Origin of the sequence: Pseudomonas sp. NPDC089408 (genome assembly GCF_044749445.1) — a bacterium.
Classification (GTDB): domain Bacteria; phylum Pseudomonadota; class Gammaproteobacteria; order Pseudomonadales; family Pseudomonadaceae; genus Aquipseudomonas.
This window is the reverse complement of the sequence record NZ_JBIVHY010000011.1, coordinates 139,436-158,877: the sequence shown is the minus strand read 5'-3', so window position 1 is coordinate 158,877 and position 19,442 is coordinate 139,436. Positions and strand designations below refer to the sequence as shown.

The 19,442-nt window shown below is 61.6% G+C and carries 16 protein-coding genes; 9 read left to right on the top strand and 7 right to left on the bottom strand.

Annotated features, from left to right (window positions below; genetic code table 11):
* The first annotated feature begins 125 nt into the window (after nt 1–125).
* The gene (locus ACIP02_RS18510; RefSeq protein WP_400618916.1) at nt 126–1,547 is read left to right on the top strand and encodes an undecaprenyl-phosphate glucose phosphotransferase; all 1,422 of its coding nucleotides are present in this window, start codon (nt 126–128) and stop codon (nt 1,545–1,547) included.
* A gap of 169 nt (nt 1,548–1,716) precedes the next feature.
* Here ACIP02_RS18510 and ACIP02_RS18505 read toward each other — a convergent pair whose 3' ends face one another.
* Nucleotides 1,717–2,658 carry a LysR substrate-binding domain-containing protein gene (locus tag ACIP02_RS18505; RefSeq protein ID WP_400618913.1) on the bottom strand — a complete coding sequence of 314 codons (942 nt, stop codon included), beginning with the start codon at nt 2,656–2,658 and terminating at the stop codon, nt 1,717–1,719.
* Nucleotides 2,659–2,804: 146 nt separating this feature from the next.
* Here ACIP02_RS18505 and ACIP02_RS18500 point away from each other — a divergent pair, with 146 nt between their 5' ends.
* Nucleotides 2,805–4,181, top strand: coding sequence for an L-serine ammonia-lyase (locus tag ACIP02_RS18500; RefSeq protein ID WP_400618910.1), 1,377 nt, complete (start codon nt 2,805–2,807; stop codon nt 4,179–4,181).
* A gap of 229 nt (nt 4,182–4,410) precedes the next feature.
* Here ACIP02_RS18500 and ACIP02_RS18495 read toward each other — a convergent pair whose 3' ends face one another.
* On the bottom strand, nt 4,411–5,088 hold the full coding sequence (locus tag ACIP02_RS18495; protein WP_400618907.1) for a DUF3313 domain-containing protein: 678 nt from the start codon (nt 5,086–5,088) through the stop codon (nt 4,411–4,413).
* Between the two features lie 253 nt (nt 5,089–5,341).
* Here ACIP02_RS18495 and ACIP02_RS18490 point away from each other — a divergent pair, with 253 nt between their 5' ends.
* Together ACIP02_RS18490 and ACIP02_RS18485 are read left to right on the top strand one after the other, a co-directional pair.
* Complete coding sequence (locus ACIP02_RS18490; protein ID WP_400618904.1) at nt 5,342–5,725, top strand: type II toxin-antitoxin system RelE/ParE family toxin; 384 nt, start codon at nt 5,342–5,344, stop codon at nt 5,723–5,725.
* The gene (locus ACIP02_RS18485) at nt 5,706–6,011 is read left to right on the top strand and encodes a helix-turn-helix domain-containing protein (RefSeq protein ID WP_400618901.1); all 306 of its coding nucleotides are present in this window, start codon (nt 5,706–5,708) and stop codon (nt 6,009–6,011) included. The genes ACIP02_RS18490 and ACIP02_RS18485 overlap by 20 nt, the downstream gene beginning before the upstream one ends.
* Before the next feature lie 131 nt (nt 6,012–6,142).
* Here the strand turns inward: ACIP02_RS18485 and ACIP02_RS18480 are convergent, their stop codons facing one another.
* From ACIP02_RS18480 to ACIP02_RS18470, 3 genes are all read right to left on the bottom strand, one after another.
* Nucleotides 6,143–7,438, bottom strand: a complete 1,296-nt coding sequence (locus ACIP02_RS18480) for an NAD(P)/FAD-dependent oxidoreductase (protein WP_400618898.1) — start codon at nt 7,436–7,438, stop codon at nt 6,143–6,145.
* Between the two features lie 13 nt (nt 7,439–7,451).
* Nucleotides 7,452–8,540 (bottom strand): polyamine ABC transporter substrate-binding protein, encoded by a 1,089-nt coding sequence (locus tag ACIP02_RS18475; protein ID WP_400618895.1) that lies wholly within the window; start codon nt 8,538–8,540, stop codon nt 7,452–7,454.
* Nucleotides 8,541–8,687: 147 nt separating this feature from the next.
* Nucleotides 8,688–10,046, bottom strand: coding sequence for a glutamine synthetase family protein (locus ACIP02_RS18470; RefSeq protein ID WP_400618892.1), 1,359 nt, complete (start codon nt 10,044–10,046; stop codon nt 8,688–8,690).
* 198 nt (nt 10,047–10,244) lie between these two features.
* Here ACIP02_RS18470 and ACIP02_RS18465 point away from each other — a divergent pair, with 198 nt between their 5' ends.
* Entirely contained in the window at nt 10,245–11,144 is a 900-nt protein-coding gene (locus ACIP02_RS18465) for a helix-turn-helix domain-containing protein (RefSeq protein WP_400618889.1), read from the top strand.
* Nucleotides 11,145–11,332: 188 nt separating this feature from the next.
* A complete protein-coding gene (locus ACIP02_RS18460; RefSeq protein ID WP_400618886.1) occupies nt 11,333–13,243 on the top strand; it encodes a hypothetical protein in 1,911 nt (636 codons plus the stop codon).
* A gap of 147 nt (nt 13,244–13,390) precedes the next feature.
* Here ACIP02_RS18460 and ACIP02_RS18455 read toward each other — a convergent pair whose 3' ends face one another.
* Nucleotides 13,391–14,776: an aldehyde dehydrogenase family protein gene (locus ACIP02_RS18455; RefSeq protein ID WP_400618883.1), complete on the bottom strand. Its 1,386-nt coding sequence runs from the start codon at nt 14,774–14,776 to the stop codon at nt 13,391–13,393.
* A 107-nt stretch (nt 14,777–14,883) separates the two neighbouring features.
* On the opposite strand from ACIP02_RS18455, the gene ACIP02_RS18450 reads away from it, so the two are divergent.
* From ACIP02_RS18450 to ACIP02_RS18440, 3 genes are all read left to right on the top strand, one after another.
* Complete coding sequence (locus ACIP02_RS18450) at nt 14,884–15,750, top strand: LysR substrate-binding domain-containing protein (RefSeq protein WP_400618880.1); 867 nt, start codon at nt 14,884–14,886, stop codon at nt 15,748–15,750.
* Nucleotides 15,751–15,875: 125 nt separating this feature from the next.
* Nucleotides 15,876–16,319, top strand: a complete 444-nt coding sequence (locus ACIP02_RS18445; RefSeq protein ID WP_400618877.1) for a carboxypeptidase regulatory-like domain-containing protein — start codon at nt 15,876–15,878, stop codon at nt 16,317–16,319.
* Between the two features lie 223 nt (nt 16,320–16,542).
* Complete coding sequence (locus tag ACIP02_RS18440) at nt 16,543–17,064, top strand: acyloxyacyl hydrolase (protein WP_400618875.1); 522 nt, start codon at nt 16,543–16,545, stop codon at nt 17,062–17,064.
* 113 nt (nt 17,065–17,177) lie between these two features.
* On the opposite strand, the gene ACIP02_RS18435 is transcribed toward ACIP02_RS18440, so the two are convergent.
* Nucleotides 17,178–19,298 carry a TonB-dependent siderophore receptor gene (locus ACIP02_RS18435; protein WP_400618872.1) on the bottom strand — a complete coding sequence of 707 codons (2,121 nt, stop codon included), beginning with the start codon at nt 19,296–19,298 and terminating at the stop codon, nt 17,178–17,180.
* Between the last annotated feature and the right edge of the window lie 144 nt (nt 19,299–19,442).

Genomic DNA, 19,442 nt, shown 5'->3' with positions numbered 1-19,442 from the left:
AGCGGCGCTTACTCCGGGCACACCGGTGGCAGGTGGCTGCTACAGTGAGATCAATGGTTTAGCTGTTTTCAAGACTTGCTGTTTGATGGAAGGCACTTGCTACGCTCCAATTGATGAGGTCTGAAATGGTTTTCGAACCCAGAAGCAGTCGTTCCTTACTCCAGAGAAGAAGCAGTGTCAGTAACGCCATCCAGGCAGGCCTTGATGGTATTGCCGTGACCGGTATTGCCTGGTACCTGATTTACGACCAGTTCGGCCACATCACCTCCGATTACGTAATCATGCTGCTGTTGCTGATTGGCGCACTGGCAGTCATTTATGATCACTATGCGATCTACCGCACCAACGTCGGTTTGTCGATCAAGGCCTTTCGCCTGTTCAAGGCCTGGTCGGCGACGTTCTGCTTTTTGGTGGTCATGGCGTTCCTGACCAAACAGAGCGAAACCTATTCGCGGCTATTGATGGTGCAGCTGTTCGTCATTGGCTATGTTGCCCAGTTGTTCCTGCATTTTGCCGTGCGTGAATTGCAAAAACGCTTTACTGCCCATGCGCGCCTGGACAACGCGCTGATCATTGGCAACGGCGACCTGGCCAACTTCCTATACCAGAAAATCAGCAACAACCCCTGGTTTGGCGAGCGGGTGCTGGGTTGCGTGCAGATCGGCAAAGCCGAAGAGGCGGCACGCGAGAATGCCGAAGGCAAGCAGCGCCTGCCCGTACTCGGCAATATCGAAGACCTTGACGAACTGGTGGCCCGGCACGGTATCCGAACGGTGTACCTGGTAACGCCGCTGGGTGGTTCCGAAGTGATCAACGATGTGTACTTCAAGCTGCTCGACAAGTGCATTGCGGTCAACTGGGTACCGGATATATTCTCGTTGCGCCTGATCAACCACAGCGTGCGGGAAATTGCCGGCATCCCGGTACTGACCTTGTCGGAGACGCCGCTGACGGGCATGAGCCTGTTCCTGAAAAACCTTGAGGACCGGGTGCTGGCAGCGTTGATTCTGCTGTGTGCATCACCGGTGCTGCTGGCGGTTGCCCTGGCCATCAAGATTGACAGCCGCGGCCCGGTGTTCTTCCGCCAGGAACGTACCGGCTGGACCGGCGAATCGTTCCGTATCTGGAAGTTTCGCAGCATGCATGTGCACCAGCCGGAGCAGGGCGTGGTGGTGCAGGCGCAGAAGAATGACCCGCGGCTGACCCGGGTCGGCGCCTTTATCCGGCGCACCAGCCTGGATGAGCTGCCACAGCTGTTCAATGTGCTGACCGGAGAAATGTCACTGGTTGGGCCGCGGCCGCATGCCTTGCAGCATGACACCTTGTATTCGCAGGATATCGTTGACTACTTTGCCCGCCACAACATCAAGCCGGGCATGACCGGCCTGGCGCAGGTGCGCGGGTTCCGGGGCGAAACCAAGGACATCGAGCAGATGATCCAGCGGGTGGACTCGGACATCGAGTACATCAACAACTGGTCGTTGTGGCTGGACTTCGTGATCCTGGTTCGCACGTTAAATGCGTTTACCGGCAAACAGGCGTATTAGCCGTTCGAAAGCGCGCCACGGTCCTTGTAGGAGCGGCTTCAGCCGCGAACACCGGCGCAGCCGGTGCCTTGTGGGAGCCGGTTTACCCGTGCATGCGCCGGTTGAATCACCATCGTATTCGCGGGTGAACCCGCTCCCACAGTGTTCGCATTCGATTACAGAGGTCGAGTTAGTCCTTGCTCAACGGATGCAACTCCCTGAACCCCCGCGCTTCCTCCACCAGCCAGTCATGCACCGCCCGCGCCCCCGGCTGGTTCAGCCCACCCGGCGGGTAATGCACCACGTAGCGCTTATGGTTGGCGATCGGCAGGCCAAACGGCACGATCAAGGCGCCACGCTCCAGTTCATCATTGAGCAGCGTGCGCCGTGCGATGGCCACGCCGATGCCAGCAATCGCCGCCTCGATGGTCAGGTGGTTGCGGTTGAAGGTGTGCCCACGGCGTACATCCAGCCCGCTGGCGCCGATACCCTCCAGGTAGAACTCCCACTCGGCATATTCCGAACTGCCACGCCAGGCGGTGATGTCGTGCAGCAGCGGGTAGTGTGCCAAGTCGGCCGGCCCGTGCAGTGGTGGGCGCCCGCGCAGCAGGGTGGGTGAGCACACCGGGAAGATCTGCTCGTCCAGCAGCGGCGTGGAAAGCATACCGGGGTAGCTGCCATCGTTCAGGTCAATGGCCAGGTCGAAGTCGCCTGGGGTCAACGCCTGGGCACTGTCTTCGGCGACCAGGCGCAGTTCGATGTCCGGGTAGCGTTGCTGAAAGCGCGGCAGGCGCGGCGTGAGCCACTTCGCCAGGAACGAGGGGATCGAGCGCACCCGCAAGGTGCCACGGATTTCACCCGCGTCCAGGCGCAGCAGCTCGGCCTCGATGCTGCCGTAGGCCTCGGCCACCGTCTGGGCCAGGCGTTGTCCCTCGGCGCTCAGCTCCACACCGCGTGCCCGGCGCAGGAACAGCCGGTAGCCCAGGCGTTCCTCCAGCTGGCGCATCTGCTGGCTGACCGCGCCCGGGGTAATGTGCAGCTCTTCGGCGCAGCGGGTAAAGGACAGGTGCCGGGCTGCACAGGCGAATACATGCAGCCAGACGAACATCTGGCCGTTGAGTTGTCGTCGCATCGTTTAGTACCACTAAAGCCTTGCTTAGGAAGTTTCGTTGGTCATTCGTGAGCCAGAGCGTCAGTATCGCGCAAAATCGCAACAACGCTCAATTTCTCCAGATAACCGTACGTTGGATACAGATCAGGGTACGGGCAGGCATTAGTATGGCTATCAGTGTTTTCGACCTTTTCAAAATCGGCATCGGCCCGTCCAGCTCCCACACCGTCGGTCCGATGCGGGCGGCTGCGACGTTTGCCCAGGCCCTGCGAGTGCAGGGCCTGCTGGCGCAGGTGACGCGTGTCGAAGTGCGGCTGTATGGCTCGCTGTCTGCCACTGGGGTAGGCCATGCCACCGACCGTGCCTGCCTGCTCGGCCTGATGGGCCAGTGGCCGGACCGCATCGACCCGGCCACCATCGAGTCGCGCATTGGCCAGGTGCTGCAGGAGCACTGCCTGATGCTCGATGGCAGCCACCCGCTGGCGTTCGAGTATGCCCGTGACATGCTGCTGCTGGACGAGAACCTGCCGTACCACCCCAATGCCATGAGCCTGGAAGCCATGGGCGGGCAGGGCAGCCTGTTGTGCCAGACCTATTACTCGGTAGGGGGCGGGTTCATTGTCGAACAAGCGGAGATCGATGCACCCGCCAGTGCCATGAACGCGGTGGCACTGCCCTACGCGTTCGACAGTGGCGCCCAGTTGCTGAGTTTGTGCAAGGCCCATGGCTTGAGTGTGGCGCAACTGATGATGGCGAACGAATGTGCCTGGCGCCCGGAGGCCGTGGTGCGTGAAGGTTTGCTGCGCATCTGGGCAGCGATGCGTGACTGCGTTGATAACGGCCTGCGCAACGAGGGCATCCTGCCTGGCGGGCTGCATGTCAAGCGCCGTGCGGCAAAGCTGCACCGCAGCCTGCAGGAACTGGGCAAGCCCAACGTGATCGGCTCGACCCTCAGTGCCATGGAATGGGTCAACCTGTTCGCCCTGGCCGTCAATGAAGAGAACGCTGCGGGTGGGCGTATGGTCACTGCGCCCACCAATGGCGCCGCGGGCATCATTCCGGCTGTGCTGCACTACTACATGAAGTTCAACCCTACCGTTTGCGATGCCGATGTCGTGGACTTCCTGCTGGCGGCAGCGGCGGTCGGCATCCTGTGCAAGATGAACGCCTCGATTTCCGGGGCTGAGGTGGGCTGCCAGGGTGAAGTGGGCTCGGCGTGTTCAATGGCTGCTGCCGGCCTGGCTCAAGTGCTGGGCGCTACACCGCCGCAACTGGAGAATGCAGCCGAAATTGCGCTGGAGCACAACCTTGGGCTGACCTGCGACCCGGTGGGTGGCCTGGTGCAGGTGCCGTGCATCGAGCGCAATGCGATTGCCGCGGTGAAGGCGATCAATGCTGTGCAGATGGCGTTGCGCGGGGACGGCGAGCACTTCATCTCGCTCGACCGGGTGATCCGCACTATGCGTGATACCGGGGCGGACATGCATGCCAACTACAAGGAAACCTCGCGTGGCGGTTTGGCAGTTGCGTTTGTCGAGTGCTAAGCCAATTCTCCGGCAGATACGGTGGTTCTGTGGAAGCAATTGTCTTGCATATCTTTACTGATCAGCACTGGCCCTTGTAGGAGCGGCCTTGCGTCGCGATGGGCTGCAAAGCAGCCCCGGCAATTTGTGCATCTGTGCGCAAACCTTGGGGCTGCTGCGCAGCCCATCGCGACGCAAGGCCGCTCCTACAGGTTCTGCGCCTGCCTTGAAAGTGATGCAGGCCAGCCAGTCAGCGGCCTTTCTGCTTCGCTGCCAGGAAGCTCGCGCGCATGTCCTTGGCCCAGCCATCGAGCACCGGCTTGACGTCGTTCAAGGTCAGCTTCTGGGTATCGTTCTCCAGTTCCTGACCGGTGCCTTTGCGCACCACCTGGGCCAGCACCTTCTGATTGGCGCCATCCAGGAACGCAGCTTCCACGCCGACATCCACTTCCTGGTCACGGCCACCCATGGCAGTGTTCACGCCGGCCGAAATCAGGGCAATCGGGATCACTTCATAAGGCTTGAGGCCCTCGTTGCTGGTCGACACCGCCGTAATGGCCGGGCGTACCACGACCACGCCTGGGCCAGGGCCTTGTGCCAGGGGTAGTACGCTGCCCATCTCACGGCGCAGGGCTTCGTTGAAGTAGCGGGTGATTTCCCCCAGCGTCTGCTGCGAGATGACCGCTGTCGGCTGCGGCTTGGGGTAGAACTGGCTGGGCTCGATGAACACCTGGTTGTACTGGTTGATGTTGACCTTGGGGTCGATCCAGCGCATTACCGGGGCACCCGACGGGCTCTTGGCTTCCTGCAGGCGGCTGTAGTCTTTGAGGAAGCCGGAGTAATCCTTGGGGTCCACCCGATTGCTGGAGCAGGCGGCCACGGCAAGCAGCGCGGCGCACAACAAGGTGATGCGAGGCAATGATTTCATGATCAAGAGGCATCCATGATGGGTCGGCTTCAACAACGCTAGCAGGTGCGCGACAGTTGGCCAGTATGTGAGTTCAATCTGTGGTCATGAATAGCCCAGTTATCTGGCTGGCAGCGGTTCATCTGCGTAACGGTGTCAGGCGATGCGTGGCCTCAGTCGAAAAGTCTTACAGCCGTGTGAGATCTCGCTGACTTTCCACCTGCGCCCCGCGTTGGAACACTATGCCCGTTACGGGTATAGTTGAGGCTGTGTAATGGAAATCTTCAAGCGCAAGGATTTTGCGCGTTGGCAAATCGCTCACCGGCTCGGTGACGAAGTGCTTTGCAAGGCAGTGGATGAGATGTGTAGAGGGTTGGTCGACGCAAGCCTTGGCGGTGAATTATTCAAAAAGCGAGTGGCAGCCCATGGGGCGGGCAAACGCGGCGGCTATCGAACGCTGCTGTCTGTCCGTATTGGCAATCGATGTGTATTCCTGCATGGCTTTGCCAAAAGCGACAAGGCCAATATCACCCACGAAGAGCAGAAAGCACTGCGGTTTGCGGGCAAGGTTTTTCTGGATTTATCAACGTTAGCGCTCAGTCGGGCGTTGCAAGCGGGTGTGCTTATGGAGGTCTGCTGTGAGCAGCAAATTGATTGAATCGTTACGTGAGGATCTTGTAGCCCTGCATCAGGCCGGTGCGATCGGCAAGGTGACGCTTCGGGATTATGAAGCATTGTGTCCTGCGCCAGTACGCGATTTCACTGCACTGGACATACGCCGTTTGCGTGAAGCGCTCAACTTCAGCCAGCCAGTTTTTGCGATGCATTTGCACACGAGTGCATCGACCGTGCGCAAATGGGAACAGGGCGAGACAAGTCCTTCGGGACCTGCTTTAAAACTCTTGAATGTTATACAAAGCAAAGGCTTGAGTATTCTTCTTTAAGTCGTTTATTAGAAACGCATAAAACTCGATATAAATCACCGCTATAGAAGTGTTACTAAAAAAACTTTATTAACTGTTCAAGTGCAGCGGGCTCGAGTGAATGGGAGCCCGCTCAAGACATTGCCAACCTGTTACCCCAACGCTTCACGCAACCTATACCACAGCATCCCCAGCGCCAGCAGTGGCGAGCGCAGTGCCTTGCCGCCGGGGAAGGTCAGGTGCGGTACGGCACTGAACACATCCAGGCCATGGCTGTGGCCGAGGGCGATGCTTTCGGCCAGCAGTTTCGCCGTCCAGTGCGTCACGTTCAGGCCATGCCCGGAATAACCCTGGGCGTAATACACGTTGGGGTACTGGTTCAGGCGACCGACCTGGGGGAAGCGGTTGGCCGTGATGCCAATCATGCCGCCCCACTGGTAGTCGATGCGCACATTGGCCAGTTGCGGGAACACCTTCAGCACCTTGGGCTGCATGTAGGCGGCGATGTCTTTGGGGTCGCGCCCGGAATAGTGGCAGGCCCCGCCAAACAGCAAGCGGCGGTCGGCAGTGAGGCGGTAGTAGTCCAGGCCGACTTTCTGGTCGCACAACGCCATATTCTGCGGGATCAGGCGGCTGGCCAAGGCTTCGGGCAAGGGCTCGGTGGCCACCACGTAGCTGCCGGCGGGTAGCACCTTGCCACTCAGGCGCGGCTCCAGTTCGTCGAGGTGAGCGTTGCACCCCAGTACCAGGCTGTTTGCGCGGACTTTGCCGCGTGCCGTGTGCAGGGTCACGCTGGGGCCGTGTTCGATGCGCACTACCGGGCTTTGCTCGAAGATGCGTACGCCCAGGCTGTGGGCGGCACGTGCTTCGCCTTGCACCAGGTCAAGGGGGTGCAGGTGGCCGGAGCCCATGTCGACCAGCCCACCAGCATACTGGTCGCTGGCGACAATCTCGTGCAGCCGCCCAGCGTCGACCACGCGCGTTTCATGGCGATAGCCGAGCGTTGCCAGATCATCCTGCTCATCCTTGAAGGCGGCGAACTGGGCCGGGGTGTTGGCCAGTTCGCAGAAGCCCCAACGCAGGTCGCAGGCAATGCCGTAGCGGGCGATGCGCTCGGCCACCAGCTCTACCGAGTCGATGCCGGCCTGCTTCAGGTAGCGCACGCCATCCTGGCCGACATGCCGCGCAAAGCCGCTGACATCATGGCCGATGCCGCGAATCAGCTGGCCGCCATTGCGCCCGCTGGCACCCCAGCCGATGCGACGGCCTTCCAGTAGCACTACCGACAGGCCGCGCTCGGCCAGTTCCAGGGCGGTGTTGATCCCGGTCAGCCCGCCGCCGACCACGCAGACGTCTGCGCTGAGGTCAGCGTCCAGGCTGGGGTAAGGTGCCGCATCGCGCGCTGTGGCGGCGTAGTACGAGGCGGCGTGTTGGGTATTGAAAGACATGGGCGTTCTCGACTCAGCGGTTGGACTTGATCTTGCTCCAGGAGCGGGTCATGACGCGCATGATCTTCGGGCTCGGGGTGCTGGAGATGTACAGCTTGTCCAGCACGGCCTGGGGTGGGTAAATCTCGGGGTTGTTCACCAGCGATGCATCCATGTAGGCCTTGGCGTCCGGGTTGGCGTTGGCATAACCGACCGTGGCGCTGACTTTCGCGATCACCTTGGGGTCGAGCAGGTAGTTGATAAAGGCCAGGGCTTGCTCGGGGTTGCTGGCGTCCTTGGGGATGGCCAGCAGGTCGAACCACAGGTTGCTGCCTTCCTTGGGAATGCTGTACGCAACCTTCACGCCGTTTTTCGCCTCCACGGCGCGGTTGGCCGCCTGGAATACGTCACCCGAGTAGCCGAACGCTACGCAGACATCACCGTTGGCCAGGTCGGAGACATACTTGGATGAGTGGAAGTAGGTGATGTAGGGGCGCAGTTCAAGCAAGCGGGCCTCGGCCTTGGCGTAGTCGGCCGGTTTCTCGCTGCGCGGGTCCATGCCCAGGTAATTGAGCATGGCGGGGAACAGTTCGTCGGGCGAATCCATGAACGCTACGCCGCACTGCTTGAGTTTTTTCAGGTATTCGGGCTCGAACAGCACGGCCCAGGAATCGATATGGTCCACGCCCAGTGCCGCCTTGACCTTGTCGACGTTGTAGCCGATGCCATTGGTGCCCCACAGGTAGGGCACGGCGTACTGGTTGCCGGGGTCGTTCTGTTCAAGCTGCTTGAGCAGCTTGGGGTCCAGGTGTTGCCAGTTCGGCAGCTTGCTGCGGTCCAGCGGCAGGAAGGCACCGGCCTGGGCCTGGCGGGCGAGAAAGTGGTTGGAGGGCACCACCACGTCATAGCCGGTGCGCCCGGCCAGCAGCTTGCCTTCGAGGGTTTCGTTGGAATCGAACACGTCATACACCACCTTGATGCCGCTGCTGGCCTGGAAGTCAGCCAGGGTGGTGTCCCCGATGTAGTCGGTCCAGTTGTACACGCTGACCGTGGGGTTGGCGTGGCTAGTGGTGGCGAACAGCAGGGTGAGTGCAGCGGGGATCAGGGCTTGCAGATGACGCATGGGGACACCTCGTTGGTCTTGTTCTTCGAGTTCGGTGTTTCGGAGCGCGATGCGCTCCCTGTAGGAGCGGGTTTACCCGCGAATGCGTCATTGAATGTGCCACCGCATTCGCGGCTAAAGCCGCTCCTACACAGGTACTGCGAAAACTCAGACGCTCATCATCAGGAACTCACGCTCCCACGAGCTGATCACCCGCTTGTAGTTTTCGTGCTCGGCACGCTTGACCGCCACGTAGCCCTGAACGAACTGCTTGCCCAGGTATTGCTGCACGGTCTCGCAGTCTTCCATGTGCTGCAGCGCATCTTCGATGGTGATCGGCAGGCGCAGGTTGCGCCGTTCGTAGGCGCGGCCCTGCACCGGTGCGCTGGGGTCGATCTGCTCGACCATGCCCAGGTAGCCGCACAGCAAGCTGGCGGCGATGGCCAGGTACGGGTTGGCATCGGCGCCCGGCAGGCGGTTTTCCACGCGCATCGCCTCGGGGCCGGAGGTGGGCACGCGCAGGCCGGCAGTGCGGTTTTCTTCACCCCACTCGACGTTGACCGGTGCCGAGGTGTCCGGCAGGAAGCGGCGGAACGAGTTCACGTTGGGCGCAAACATCGGCAGCAGCTTAGGGATGTACTTCTGCAAGCCGCCGATATGGTGCAGGAACAGCTGGCTCATGCTGCCGTCTGCGTTGGCGAAGATCGGCTTGCCGGTGGCGATGTCGACCACGCTCTGGTGCAGGTGCATGGCACTGCCTGGCTCGTCGGTGATCGGCTTGGCCATGAACGTGGCCGCCACGTTGTGCTTGAGCGCCGCCTCACGCATGGTGCGCTTGAACACGGTGATCTGGTCGGCCAGGTCCAGCGCGTCGCCGTGGCGGAAGTTGATTTCCATCTGCGCGGGGCCGTCTTCGTGGATCAGCGTATCCAGGTCCAGGCCCTGGATTTCGCACCAGTCGTAGACGTCTTCGAACAGCGGGTCGAATTCGTTAGCGGCATCGATCGAGAACGATTGGCGACCGCTTTCGGCACGGCCGGAACGCCCCAGCGGCACTTGCAGTGGCAGGTCCGGGTCTTCGCAGCGCTTGGTCAGGTAGAATTCCATCTCAGGCGCGACAATCGGCTGCCAGCCTTTGTCGGCATAGAGCTTGAGCACTTTCTTCAGCACGTTGCGCGGCGACAGCTCGATCGGGTTGCCTTGCTTGTCGAAGGTGTCGTGGATCACGATCGCGGTCGGCTCGATCGCCCACGGGATCTGGTACACAGCGGTCGGGTCGGGGCGGCAGACCATGTCGATGTCGGCGGCGTCGAGCAGGTTGTAGTAGATGTCGTCGTCAACGTAGTCGCCGGTGACCGTCTGCAGCAGCACGCTCTCGGGCAGGCGCATGCCACGCTCGTGGAGGAACTTGGCGGTCGGTGCGATCTTGCCGCGGGCAATGCCGGTCAGGTCGCTGATCACGCATTCGACTTCGGTGATCCGGTGTTCTTTCAGCCAGGTGGACAGCTGATCGAAGGGGGCGTTCATACAGACCTCTTGGTTGGGTTTTTTTGTGGGGGGTGGCGGTGCGGCGATCCGATTTACCCGCGAAGGCCGTTGCAGGGCCTCGAAGGATTACGCTTCCCAGGTGACACGCTGGCGACTATCTTGGCCTCAGGCCCGTAAAGCCATCTATCCACTTTCTTCAATAATGAATGCACCAAAAGAGTGCAACTAGGACCAAGCGTGACAACGCCCAATGCCTTGCAGGTTCAAGCTTTCCACACCTCGGATGTGACCGAGCAAGTCCGCGCCACCCCAGGCTGGCAGCAGCAATACCGGCAGATGTCGCCCGGGCACTTCAGCGGCCAGCTGCGCTGCCTGGGGCTGGATGGCGTGGAGGTTTACGAGGAACGGCTCAATACCCGCGTCGAGCAGTTCTTCCGCGCGCCACGCGGTTCGCTGGCGTTCTGCTTCGACCAGAGTGAAAACAGCCTGTATCTGCTCAATGAACAGAGCCGCAACATCTGGATCACCCCAGAGAACTATCAGGAAGTGGCCGTGGTGTTCGACCAGGCTTTTCTTGCCAGCCATGGCCTGGACCCGCAACGGCTCGACGGTTTGTTCATGGTGCCGCTGGGCAGCGGGCAGAATGCGTTGTTCGGCAGTTGGCTGAGCGCCACCCTGACCCGGCTGAGCGAAGCCGATTGCCCATTGCAGGGGCAGGCGCTGGCGGAGCAGTTGCTGGAGGACTGCCTGTTCATCCTCGACAATGCCTGCCAGCGCTTGCAGGGCGTGGCGTTGGGGCGGCGCGACGAGGAACGGGCGATCATGCGCCGGGTCAGCGAATGGGCGGCCGATTGCCCGGAGGAGACGTTGAACCTGGTGGAATTGGCAGCAGTGGCCGGGGTTTCTTTGCGCCAGTTGCAGCAAGCGTTCAAGGCGTTCACCGGCATGCCCCCGGCGCACTGGTTGCGCTTGCGCCGGCTGAACGGTGCGCGGCGTGATTTGTTGCGCGGTGGCGGGGTGACTGTGGCCGAGGTGGCGATGCGTTGGTCGTTCTGGCATTTAGGAAGGTTTTCAGAGAGTTACCGCCAGTTGTTCAAGGAGTTTCCCAGTGAGACCTTGAAGCGGGGTAGGGGTTGAGGTTGGTGGTGGGGCTGCCGGCCTCTTCGCGGGTGAACCCGCTCCCACAGGATCACCACAGGTTCAGCCATTGTGGGTCCTTGTGGGAGCGGGTTCACCCGCGAAGAGGCCACCCCAGGCACCACTGAAACCCAGCACCCAACGCCGAAAATTGCTATCGTGCCACCCTGTTTCCACCCGAGGTGCCGATGTTCTACCTGCCTTTGCCCAGCGACCAGGCCGACCGCCTCGCCAGCGCGCCCACCACTGACTTCTTCAACACCGCCAACCTGCTCGAAGCTGCTGCCGTACTGTTCGTGCAAAACCTGCCCCGCCAGCCCGCAACCGCCTCGGCCGACGCACAAGAGCGCCGCTTTGCCGAAATCGTGCGCATCGCCAACGAAGTCGAAATCGCTGCCCCCGGGCGCTTTCAGGGCCAGGTGGCGCAGCACTTCGATCATGAAGCCTTCGCCATGGGCCTGGGCATGCTCGGCGAGAACGGCATCGCCTTGCTGACCGCTGAGGTGGAATACCAGGCTGACGAACTGCTGGATGCCGAAGGCCAGTGGAATTTCCAGTTCGCCGAGACCTACCGCCAGCGGGCCACGCCATTGCACCCGGTGTACCTGCCGTCGCTGGCCAGTGACTTGATGCTCAGCGACCAGCAGAACCGCCTGCTGCGCGAATTCCTCAGTGGCATCGACGAATCGGTGGCCGTGCAGGGCTTCGCCGGCACCGGCAAGACCTTCCTGATTCACCAGTTCGCCCGCCTGCTTGAACCACAGCGCACCTTGCTGCTGGCCCTGACCGAGGGCCAGTTGCGCGCACTGCAGGCGCGGGTCAAGGACGCCGCTGACTACACCGCGCTGACCTTCGGCCAGTTGGCGGACGAGATGCTCAACCGCGACCTCACCAGCAACGGCTGGCGCCTGCGCGACCCGTACCGCACCAAGCTGTCATGGCGCCCACAAGAGGCGCAGGTGGTGCGCTGGCTGGCCATCCCCGACATCGGCCCGCTCGCTGCCCGCGACGTGGTTGCCTTGTGCATCCGCGCCGTCCGTACGTTTTGCTACAGTGCCGACGCCCAACTGCAGCTGCATCACCTGCCATGGGCCGGGCCCGGCACGTCGCCGCTGGACCAGGAAGTGCTGCTGGAAAAAGCGCGGCTGTACTGGCAAGAGCTGATTCGCCCGTCAGCGCGGGAAATCCAGCTGCCGGTTCGCGACTACCACCGGGTCAAGCTGCTGTCGCTGACCGACTACGTGATCGACAACCGTTACACCCACGTCATCGTCGACGAGGCCCACGAGCTGTCGGCGCCGATGCTTGCCGTGCTCGACCGCAGCCCGCAGTCGATCATCGCCCTGGGGGACGAACTGCAGAACCTCAACGGCCTCAGCCCGCACCATGGCAGCTTCATCCGACAGCGCTGCATCGATCACTCGTTGCGCGCCGGGCCGGCGATGGACAACGTGCTTAACCCGCTGATCCAGGCACACCCGGCGGCGATCCAGGCAGCCTTCAGTGGCAGCGCCGAACATTACACCCGGGTCAGCTTCTTCGATGCGGTGGCAGTGCCGGAGCAGCCAACGGCGCTGATCGTCGATGATGAATGGGGCCTGTTTGGCTGGTTCCAGCGCCTGACCCACCAAGGCGTGCCGTTCATACTGCTGAAAAGCGCCCGCAAGGACTTCGAGCTGTTCGTCGAGGACTGCATCGAGCTGTACCGCTATGGCACCCGGGCACGGCACCCAATGCTGTTCCGTTACCCCAGCTGGCAGGCGCTGGAGCAGGACAAGGGTGATGACAAGGCGTTTATTGCCGTGGCCAGCATGCTGCGCAAGGGCTACACGCCGGAGCACTTTGCCAAGGCCAAGAGCCGTTACCGCTGGGACAAGGCGCCCAAGCTGTTCCTGGGGCGGGTGCGGGATGTGAAGAACATGGAGTTTGCCCGGGTGATGGTGTCGCCGGAGCTGATGGTGGCGCCGCAGGTGGCGGGTAACCGCAATGAACGGGCGCGGATGCTGACGGGGCTATATACCGCCTGTTCGCGGGCGCGGCATGAACTGATCGTGCCGGGGGGGATGTTGGATTGGGTCAAGGACCAAGTCCGCGATTGATGTTTTGGGGCCGCTTTGCGGCCCTTCGCGGCGGTTCGGCGCCCCGATAAACCCGCTCCTACAGGGAATCGCATAATCCTGTAGGAGCGGGTTTATCGGGGCGCCGAACCGCCGCGAAGGGCTGCAAAGCAGCCCCAAGCGCTCAGATCAGTTACGGTCCAGCCAGACAGTCTGGGCATTGGTAAACTCCCGCACACCAAAGTGCGACAGCTCACGCCCGAAACCGCTCTTCTTTACGCCACCAAACGCCACACGGGGGTCGGAAGCGCAGTAGCCGTTGATGAACACACCACCGGTATCCAGCGCCGCAGTCATGCGCTCAGCCAGCGCGTAGTCGGCGGTGTAGATGGTCGAGGCCAGGCCGAATTCGCTGTCGTTGGCCAGCTCTACCGCATGGTCGGCGTCACGTGCAGTGATGATCGCGGCTACCGGGCCGAACAGCTCTTGCTTGAATGCGGTCATGTCCGGGGTGACGTTGGCGAACACGGTCGGCGCATAGAAGTTGGCCACGCCTTCGACCTTGTTGCCGCCCAGCAACAGGGTGGCACCTTCGGCGAGGGTCGCCTGGACCTGGCCATCCAGCTCGTCGCGCAGGTCGTAACGGGCCATCGGGCCGATGTACGTGTCGTCTTCCAGTGGGTTGCCGACTTTCAGCTGGCGCGTGGCCTCGACGAACTTACGGGTAAATTCCTCGGCAATGCTTTCTTCCACGATCAGGCGCTTGGCCGCGGCGCAGACCTGGCCGGTGTTCTGGTAACGGCCGATGACCGCAGCCTTCACGGCAGCATCCAGGTCGGCGTCAGCCAGCACGATGAACGGGTCGGAACCACCCAGCTCCAGCACGCATTTCTTCAGCGCGGCACCGGCCTGGGCACCAATCGCCATGCCGGCACGCACGCTGCCGGTCAGGGTCACGGCGGCAATGCGCGGGTCGTTGATGGCGCGGGTGACGCCATCCGGGGTCACGTTCAGTACTTCGAACACGCCTTCCGGTAGGCCGGCATCCTTGAACAGCTCGCCCATCAGGTAGGCGCTGCCCATTACGTTTGGCGCGTGCTTGAGCACGTAGGTGTTACCCGCCAGAATCGCCGGCACGGCGCCGCGCAGTACTTGCCAGACAGGGAAGTTCCACGGCATCACCGCCAGGATCGGGCCCAGCGGGCGGTATTCGATACGGGCTTTTTCGACCTGGGTCGGCTCGGCAGCGAGCATGGCCGGGCCGTGCTCGGCGTACCAGCGGCACAGGCCCACGCACTTGGCCACTTCACCACGGGCCTGAACGATCGGCTTGCCGATTTCGCGGCTGATCATTTGCGCAAAGGCTTCGGCCTTGGCTTCGAGGGTGCTGGCCAGGGCGAGCAGGTACTCGCTGCGCTGACCCAGCGACACCTGGCGCCACTGGCGGTAGCCAACCCTGGCACGTTGCAGCGCCGCTTCCAGTGCGGCGTCGGTGTCGAACGGGTAGGCGCCAATCTGCTCGCCGCTGAACGGGTCTAGGGAGATGGCGTGGGTCAGGCTGCTGATCGCACTCATGGCGGGGCACTCTCGTTGTTGTTAATCAGTGGCGCCAGACTAGTGGGCTATGGCTTTAATGAAAACTGAATAATAATGAGCGAAACATTCACGTTTGGAGAAAGGCTGTGGACCTGGTGCAACTGGAGATCTTCAAGGCCGTGGCAGAGCAGGGCAGCATCAGCGCCGCTGCTCAGCACATCCACCGGGTGCCGTCGAACCTGACCACGCGCATCAAGCAACTGGAAGAAGACCTGGGCGTGGAGCTGTTCATTCGCGAGAAGAGCCGCCTGCGCCTGTCGCCGGCAGGCTGGAACTTCCTTGAATACACCCGGCGCATTCTCGACCTGGTGCACGAGGCGCGGCTGACCGTTGCCGGCGAAGACCCGCAGGGCACCTTCGCCCTCGGCTCGCTGGAAAGCACGGCGGCAGTGCGTATTCCGGCCTTGCTGGCAGCGTACAACCAGCGCTACCCCAAGGTTGACCTGGACCTGTCTACCGGGCCTTCCGGGACCATGCTCGAAGGGGTGCTGTCTGGCCGCCTGGTGGCCGCGTTCGTCGATGGCCCGGTGCTGCACCCGACGCTGGAAGGCATGCCGGTGTTCGAAGAAGAAATGATGGTGATCGCGCCGCTCAACCACGCGCCGGTAACCCGCGCCCAGGACGTCAACGGCGAAAGTATCTATGCCTTCCGTGCCAACTGCTCCTACCGCCATCACTTTGAAAGCTGGTTCGTGCAGGACCAGGCGGTGCCAGGCAAGATCCACGAAATGGAGTCGTACCACGGCATGCTGGCCTGCGTCAGTGCCGGTGCCGGGTTGGCAATGATGCCGCGCAGCATGCTCGACAACATGCCGGGGTGCAGCACGGTCAGCGCCTGGCCGATGTCGGAGGACTTCCGCTATCTGAAAACCTGGCTGGTCTGGCGCCGCGGTACGGTATCGCGCAGCTTGAGCATGTTCGTGAAATTGCTTGAGGAAGAGCGCGCAACATAATGTTTTAAATCAGAAAAGGTTTTCCTGAAACGAATTTCATCGAGCTGATCATGCTTCTGCCCGAACACCCCTTCGCCGGGAGGATCAGATAATAGGTAAGCCATCCTCTAAAGGAGGGTCGTACCATGCGTAACCATTACTATGCCCTCGGCGCTGCATTGTTGATCACCTCGGCGCTGCCATGGACCTTGGCGGCTGCCGCCGATCTCAATGCCCCCATCGACATGCAGGCCGTGCAGTTGCAACCCCAGGAGCAGAACGGCGTGCGCTACCTGCAGGGCGGCATTGGCCAGGACGAAGCCAATGCACTGCGCAAGACCCCGGGTTATGACCTGCACGTAGAGCTTTCGACCGGCCCGGAAGGCAAGTTCCAGAGCGGGGCCACGGTCGACATCCACAGCGCCCAGGGCCAACCCGTGCTGAGTGTCACGGATGTCGGGCCGCTGCTGTATGTGCAGTTACCTCCCGGCCAGTACAAGGTCACTGGCACCTCCCAGGGGGAGACCGTGCAGCAAGCGGTGACCGTGAACGGCAAATCGCCCGCGACGGTGAACCTGAACTGGCGATGATGGCGAGAGGGGCCGGAATAAGACTGAAAACCTGAAGCACGGCAAGGCACATCTTTAACCAGTGAATTAGCCAATAGTGGCAATTCACTTTCAACTTTCTGATTATCTGGACAATAATCAAAAAACTATTACTTCGTGTGACCGGTCGGGATGCACCGGTCACCTTATAACGTCGAGGGGCCAAAGCCCCCGCTTGCCGTGTAGACCATCAGGAGAGTCGTTGATGAAAACCCGTCTAGCAGCAACGCTGGCCGCTGCAGTGCTGGCCCTTGCCGGAGCCAACCTGGCCCAGGCTGCGCAGGTGTCCGGCGCTGTAGGCGCCACCAGTCAGGGCGACATGACCTACCGTCTTGGCATGTCGTTCGACTGGGACAAGAAATGGCTGGAGAGCAACACCGGCTTTGTGACCGGTTACTGGGAGGCCGGTTACACCTACTGGGAAGGTGGCGACGCCAGTGGTGCGCACTCGCTGTCGTTCAGCCCGGTGTTTACCTATGAGTTCAGCGGTTTCACCTACACGCCGTACATCGAAGCGGGTATTGGCCTGGCGGCGTTTTCCAAGACCGAGGTGGGCGACCAGCGCCTGGGCTCGTCTGTCAACTTCGAAGACCGTATCGGTTTCGGCCTGAAGTTGCCGGGGGAGCAGAAGGTGGGAATCCGTGCCATGCACTATTCCAATGCCGGGCTCAAGGAGCCTAACGACGGCATCGAGTCTTACTCGCTGTTCTACAGCAAAGGCTTCTGAAACCCGGGGCTGCTGCGCAGCCCATCGCGACGCAAGGCCGCTCCTACAGGGAATCGCATACCCCTGTAGGAGCGGCCTCGTGTCGCGATGGGCCGCGCAGCGGCCCCAACCATTCAGAAGGTATAGGAAACCCCTGCCTGCACTGTCCGCGGCGCCCCCGGATAGGCGTAGAGGTTGAACGCCCCTTCGTCATACTCTTTATTGAACAGGTTCTTCACATCCAGATTCAGGCGCACATGCTCATTGACCTGGTAGAACGTCAGCAGGTCAACCACAGTGTACGGGTCCATGTTGTAGGTGACTGCCTCGGTCTGACCATTGCGGTCATCCACGTATTTCACCCCAAGCCCTAGCCCCAGCCCCTTGGCAAACCCGCCCTGGAACTCATAAGTGTTGAGCAGGCTGAAACTGTTACGCGGGATGTTGGCCAGGCGCGTACCGCTTGGCAGGCGGTTGTCCTTGGTGACCTCGGCGTCGACATAGGCGTAGCCACCGATTACCCGCCACTCAGGGGTGATGTTGCCCGCGATGTTGACATCCAGGCCGCGGCTGCGTACCTCACCGGCGGCCAGGCTGTAGTTGATGTTCGCCGGATCGCGCGTCAGCACGTTCTCCTTGACGATATGGTAGATCGCCGCGTCCACGCTCAGCTGGCGGTCGAGCGCTTCCCATTTCACCCCCAGCTCGTAGGACTTGCCCTTTTCCGGGTCGAAGCCACCGCCACTGGCAGGCGTGCCCGTGTTGGGCTTGAACGAACGCGCCGTGTTGGCGTAGACCGCAACCGTGTCGGTCAGGTCGTAGATCAGGCCAAAGCGCGGGGTGACGCCGTTCTCGCCCTTGCTGAAGTCACCGGCATCGTTCAGCTTGTTGTCGTAGTCATGCTCGAAACGCTCGAAGCGCACACCGGCCAATGCCTTCAAACGCTCGGTCAGGGCCACCTGGTCCTGAATGAACAACGCCCAGGTCTGCAGGTTTTCCTTGTCCCAGGTGGTGGTGCGGGTCAGGGCCGGGCGCGGCTGGCCCAGTACCGGGTTGTAGATGTCGATCGGATAGGGCGCCGAGGAGCGCTGGATGATCGAGTTGTAATCGTAATTCTCGTACTCGACACCGGTCAGCAAGGTATGGCTGAAACTGCCGGTATCAAAATGCCCGGTCAGGTTCAGCTGCCAGTCACGGTCGGTCCATTCCAGCTTGCGGTAGTTGAAATTACGCTGCAGCGTGCGGCCATCTGTCGGCGCGCCGTCGGCTTCAACGGCATTGCCCTTCAGCGAGCCCTCCAGGAACTGGAACCCACCCGCCAGCGTCCAGTTGTCGTTGAGCAGGTGCTCGAAACGCAGCTGGGCCATGTTGTTGTCGTTGTGCAGCAGGTTGTCGCTGCCTTTTTCCCAGATATACGTGTCGCGCGAGGCGCTGCCGGTCTGGGTAGCGTAGCGTGTCAGGCCACGGTCCAGCGGGTGGTTGTTGCGCATGAAGTCGCCTTCAAAGACGATTTTCGTGCTGTCGTTGACCTGCCAGCTGACCACGGGTGCAACGTCGTAACGCTCGCTCTCCACGTCATCACGGAAGCTGTCACCGCCTTCGCCGAGCACATTCAGGCGGTAGGCCAGCGAGCCGTCCTGGTTCAGCGGGCCGGTAGCGTCGAGGGTGGCGCGGTGCATGCCCTGGTCATCGAACTGGCTGCCGAGGGTGACCTTGGGCTCTGCCAGCGGTTGCTTGCTGACCACGTTGAAGGTGCCACCTGGGTCACCCCGGCCGTACAGGCTGCTGGCCGGGCCACGGATCACTTCCAGGCGCTCGACGGTGTTGGCGTCCGGGGCGTTGGGGTAGCCGCGGTTGATCGGGAAGCCGTTGCGGTAGAACTCGCCGGTGGTAAAGCCACGCACGGTGAAGGTGGTCAGGCCCTGGCCACCAAAGTTGTTGGCGCGTCCGACGCCGCCGGCGTAGTCCAAGCCGTCTTGCAGGCGCGTGGCGCCCGTGTCTTGCAGCACATCCTTGGGGACCACGCTGATCGACTGCGGCGTTTCGTGCAGTGCAGTGTCGGTGCGGGTAGCGCTGGCCGAACGGCTGGCCTTGTAGCCATCGACCGGGCCGTCCGCGCGTTCGCTGTCGGCGGTACTGGTGATGCTCAGGGCCTGGAGTTCGATCTGGGCAGGGTCGCCGATCGGTTCAGGCTCGGCGAAGGCCTGCGGGGAGACAGCATGAAGCACACAAAGCGAAACGAACGTTCGACGCATCGACGGTACGATCCTGGAGTAAAGGCGCTGAGGGGAAGAGTGCAAAAGCGCCGTGAAACTACTACGAATCATTATCAAATGCATTAGTTTTAAGTGGCACTGGTGTACCAGATACCAAGCAGGTATATCGGGGGTGGATTCTTC

Coding starts and splice junctions, on each gene's coding strand:
- ACIP02_RS18510 (WP_400618916.1), top strand. CDS start 126: ATGGTTTTCGAACCCAGAAGCAGTCGTTCCTTACTCCAGAGAAGAAGC.
- ACIP02_RS18505 (WP_400618913.1), bottom strand. CDS start 2,658: ATGCGACGACAACTCAACGGCCAGATGTTCGTCTGGCTGCATGTATTC.
- ACIP02_RS18500 (WP_400618910.1), top strand. CDS start 2,805: ATGGCTATCAGTGTTTTCGACCTTTTCAAAATCGGCATCGGCCCGTCC.
- ACIP02_RS18495 (WP_400618907.1), bottom strand. CDS start 5,088: ATGAAATCATTGCCTCGCATCACCTTGTTGTGCGCCGCGCTGCTTGCC.
- ACIP02_RS18490 (WP_400618904.1), top strand. CDS start 5,342: ATGGAAATCTTCAAGCGCAAGGATTTTGCGCGTTGGCAAATCGCTCAC.
- ACIP02_RS18480 (WP_400618898.1), bottom strand. CDS start 7,438: ATGTCTTTCAATACCCAACACGCCGCCTCGTACTACGCCGCCACAGCG.
- ACIP02_RS18475 (WP_400618895.1), bottom strand. CDS start 8,540: ATGCGTCATCTGCAAGCCCTGATCCCCGCTGCACTCACCCTGCTGTTC.
- ACIP02_RS18470 (WP_400618892.1), bottom strand. CDS start 10,046: ATGAACGCCCCCTTCGATCAGCTGTCCACCTGGCTGAAAGAACACCGG.
- ACIP02_RS18460 (WP_400618886.1), top strand. CDS start 11,333: ATGTTCTACCTGCCTTTGCCCAGCGACCAGGCCGACCGCCTCGCCAGC.
- ACIP02_RS18455 (WP_400618883.1), bottom strand. CDS start 14,776: ATGAGTGCGATCAGCAGCCTGACCCACGCCATCTCCCTAGACCCGTTC.
- ACIP02_RS18445 (WP_400618877.1), top strand. CDS start 15,876: ATGCGTAACCATTACTATGCCCTCGGCGCTGCATTGTTGATCACCTCG.
- ACIP02_RS18440 (WP_400618875.1), top strand. CDS start 16,543: ATGAAAACCCGTCTAGCAGCAACGCTGGCCGCTGCAGTGCTGGCCCTT.
- ACIP02_RS18435 (WP_400618872.1), bottom strand. CDS start 19,298: ATGCGTCGAACGTTCGTTTCGCTTTGTGTGCTTCATGCTGTCTCCCCG.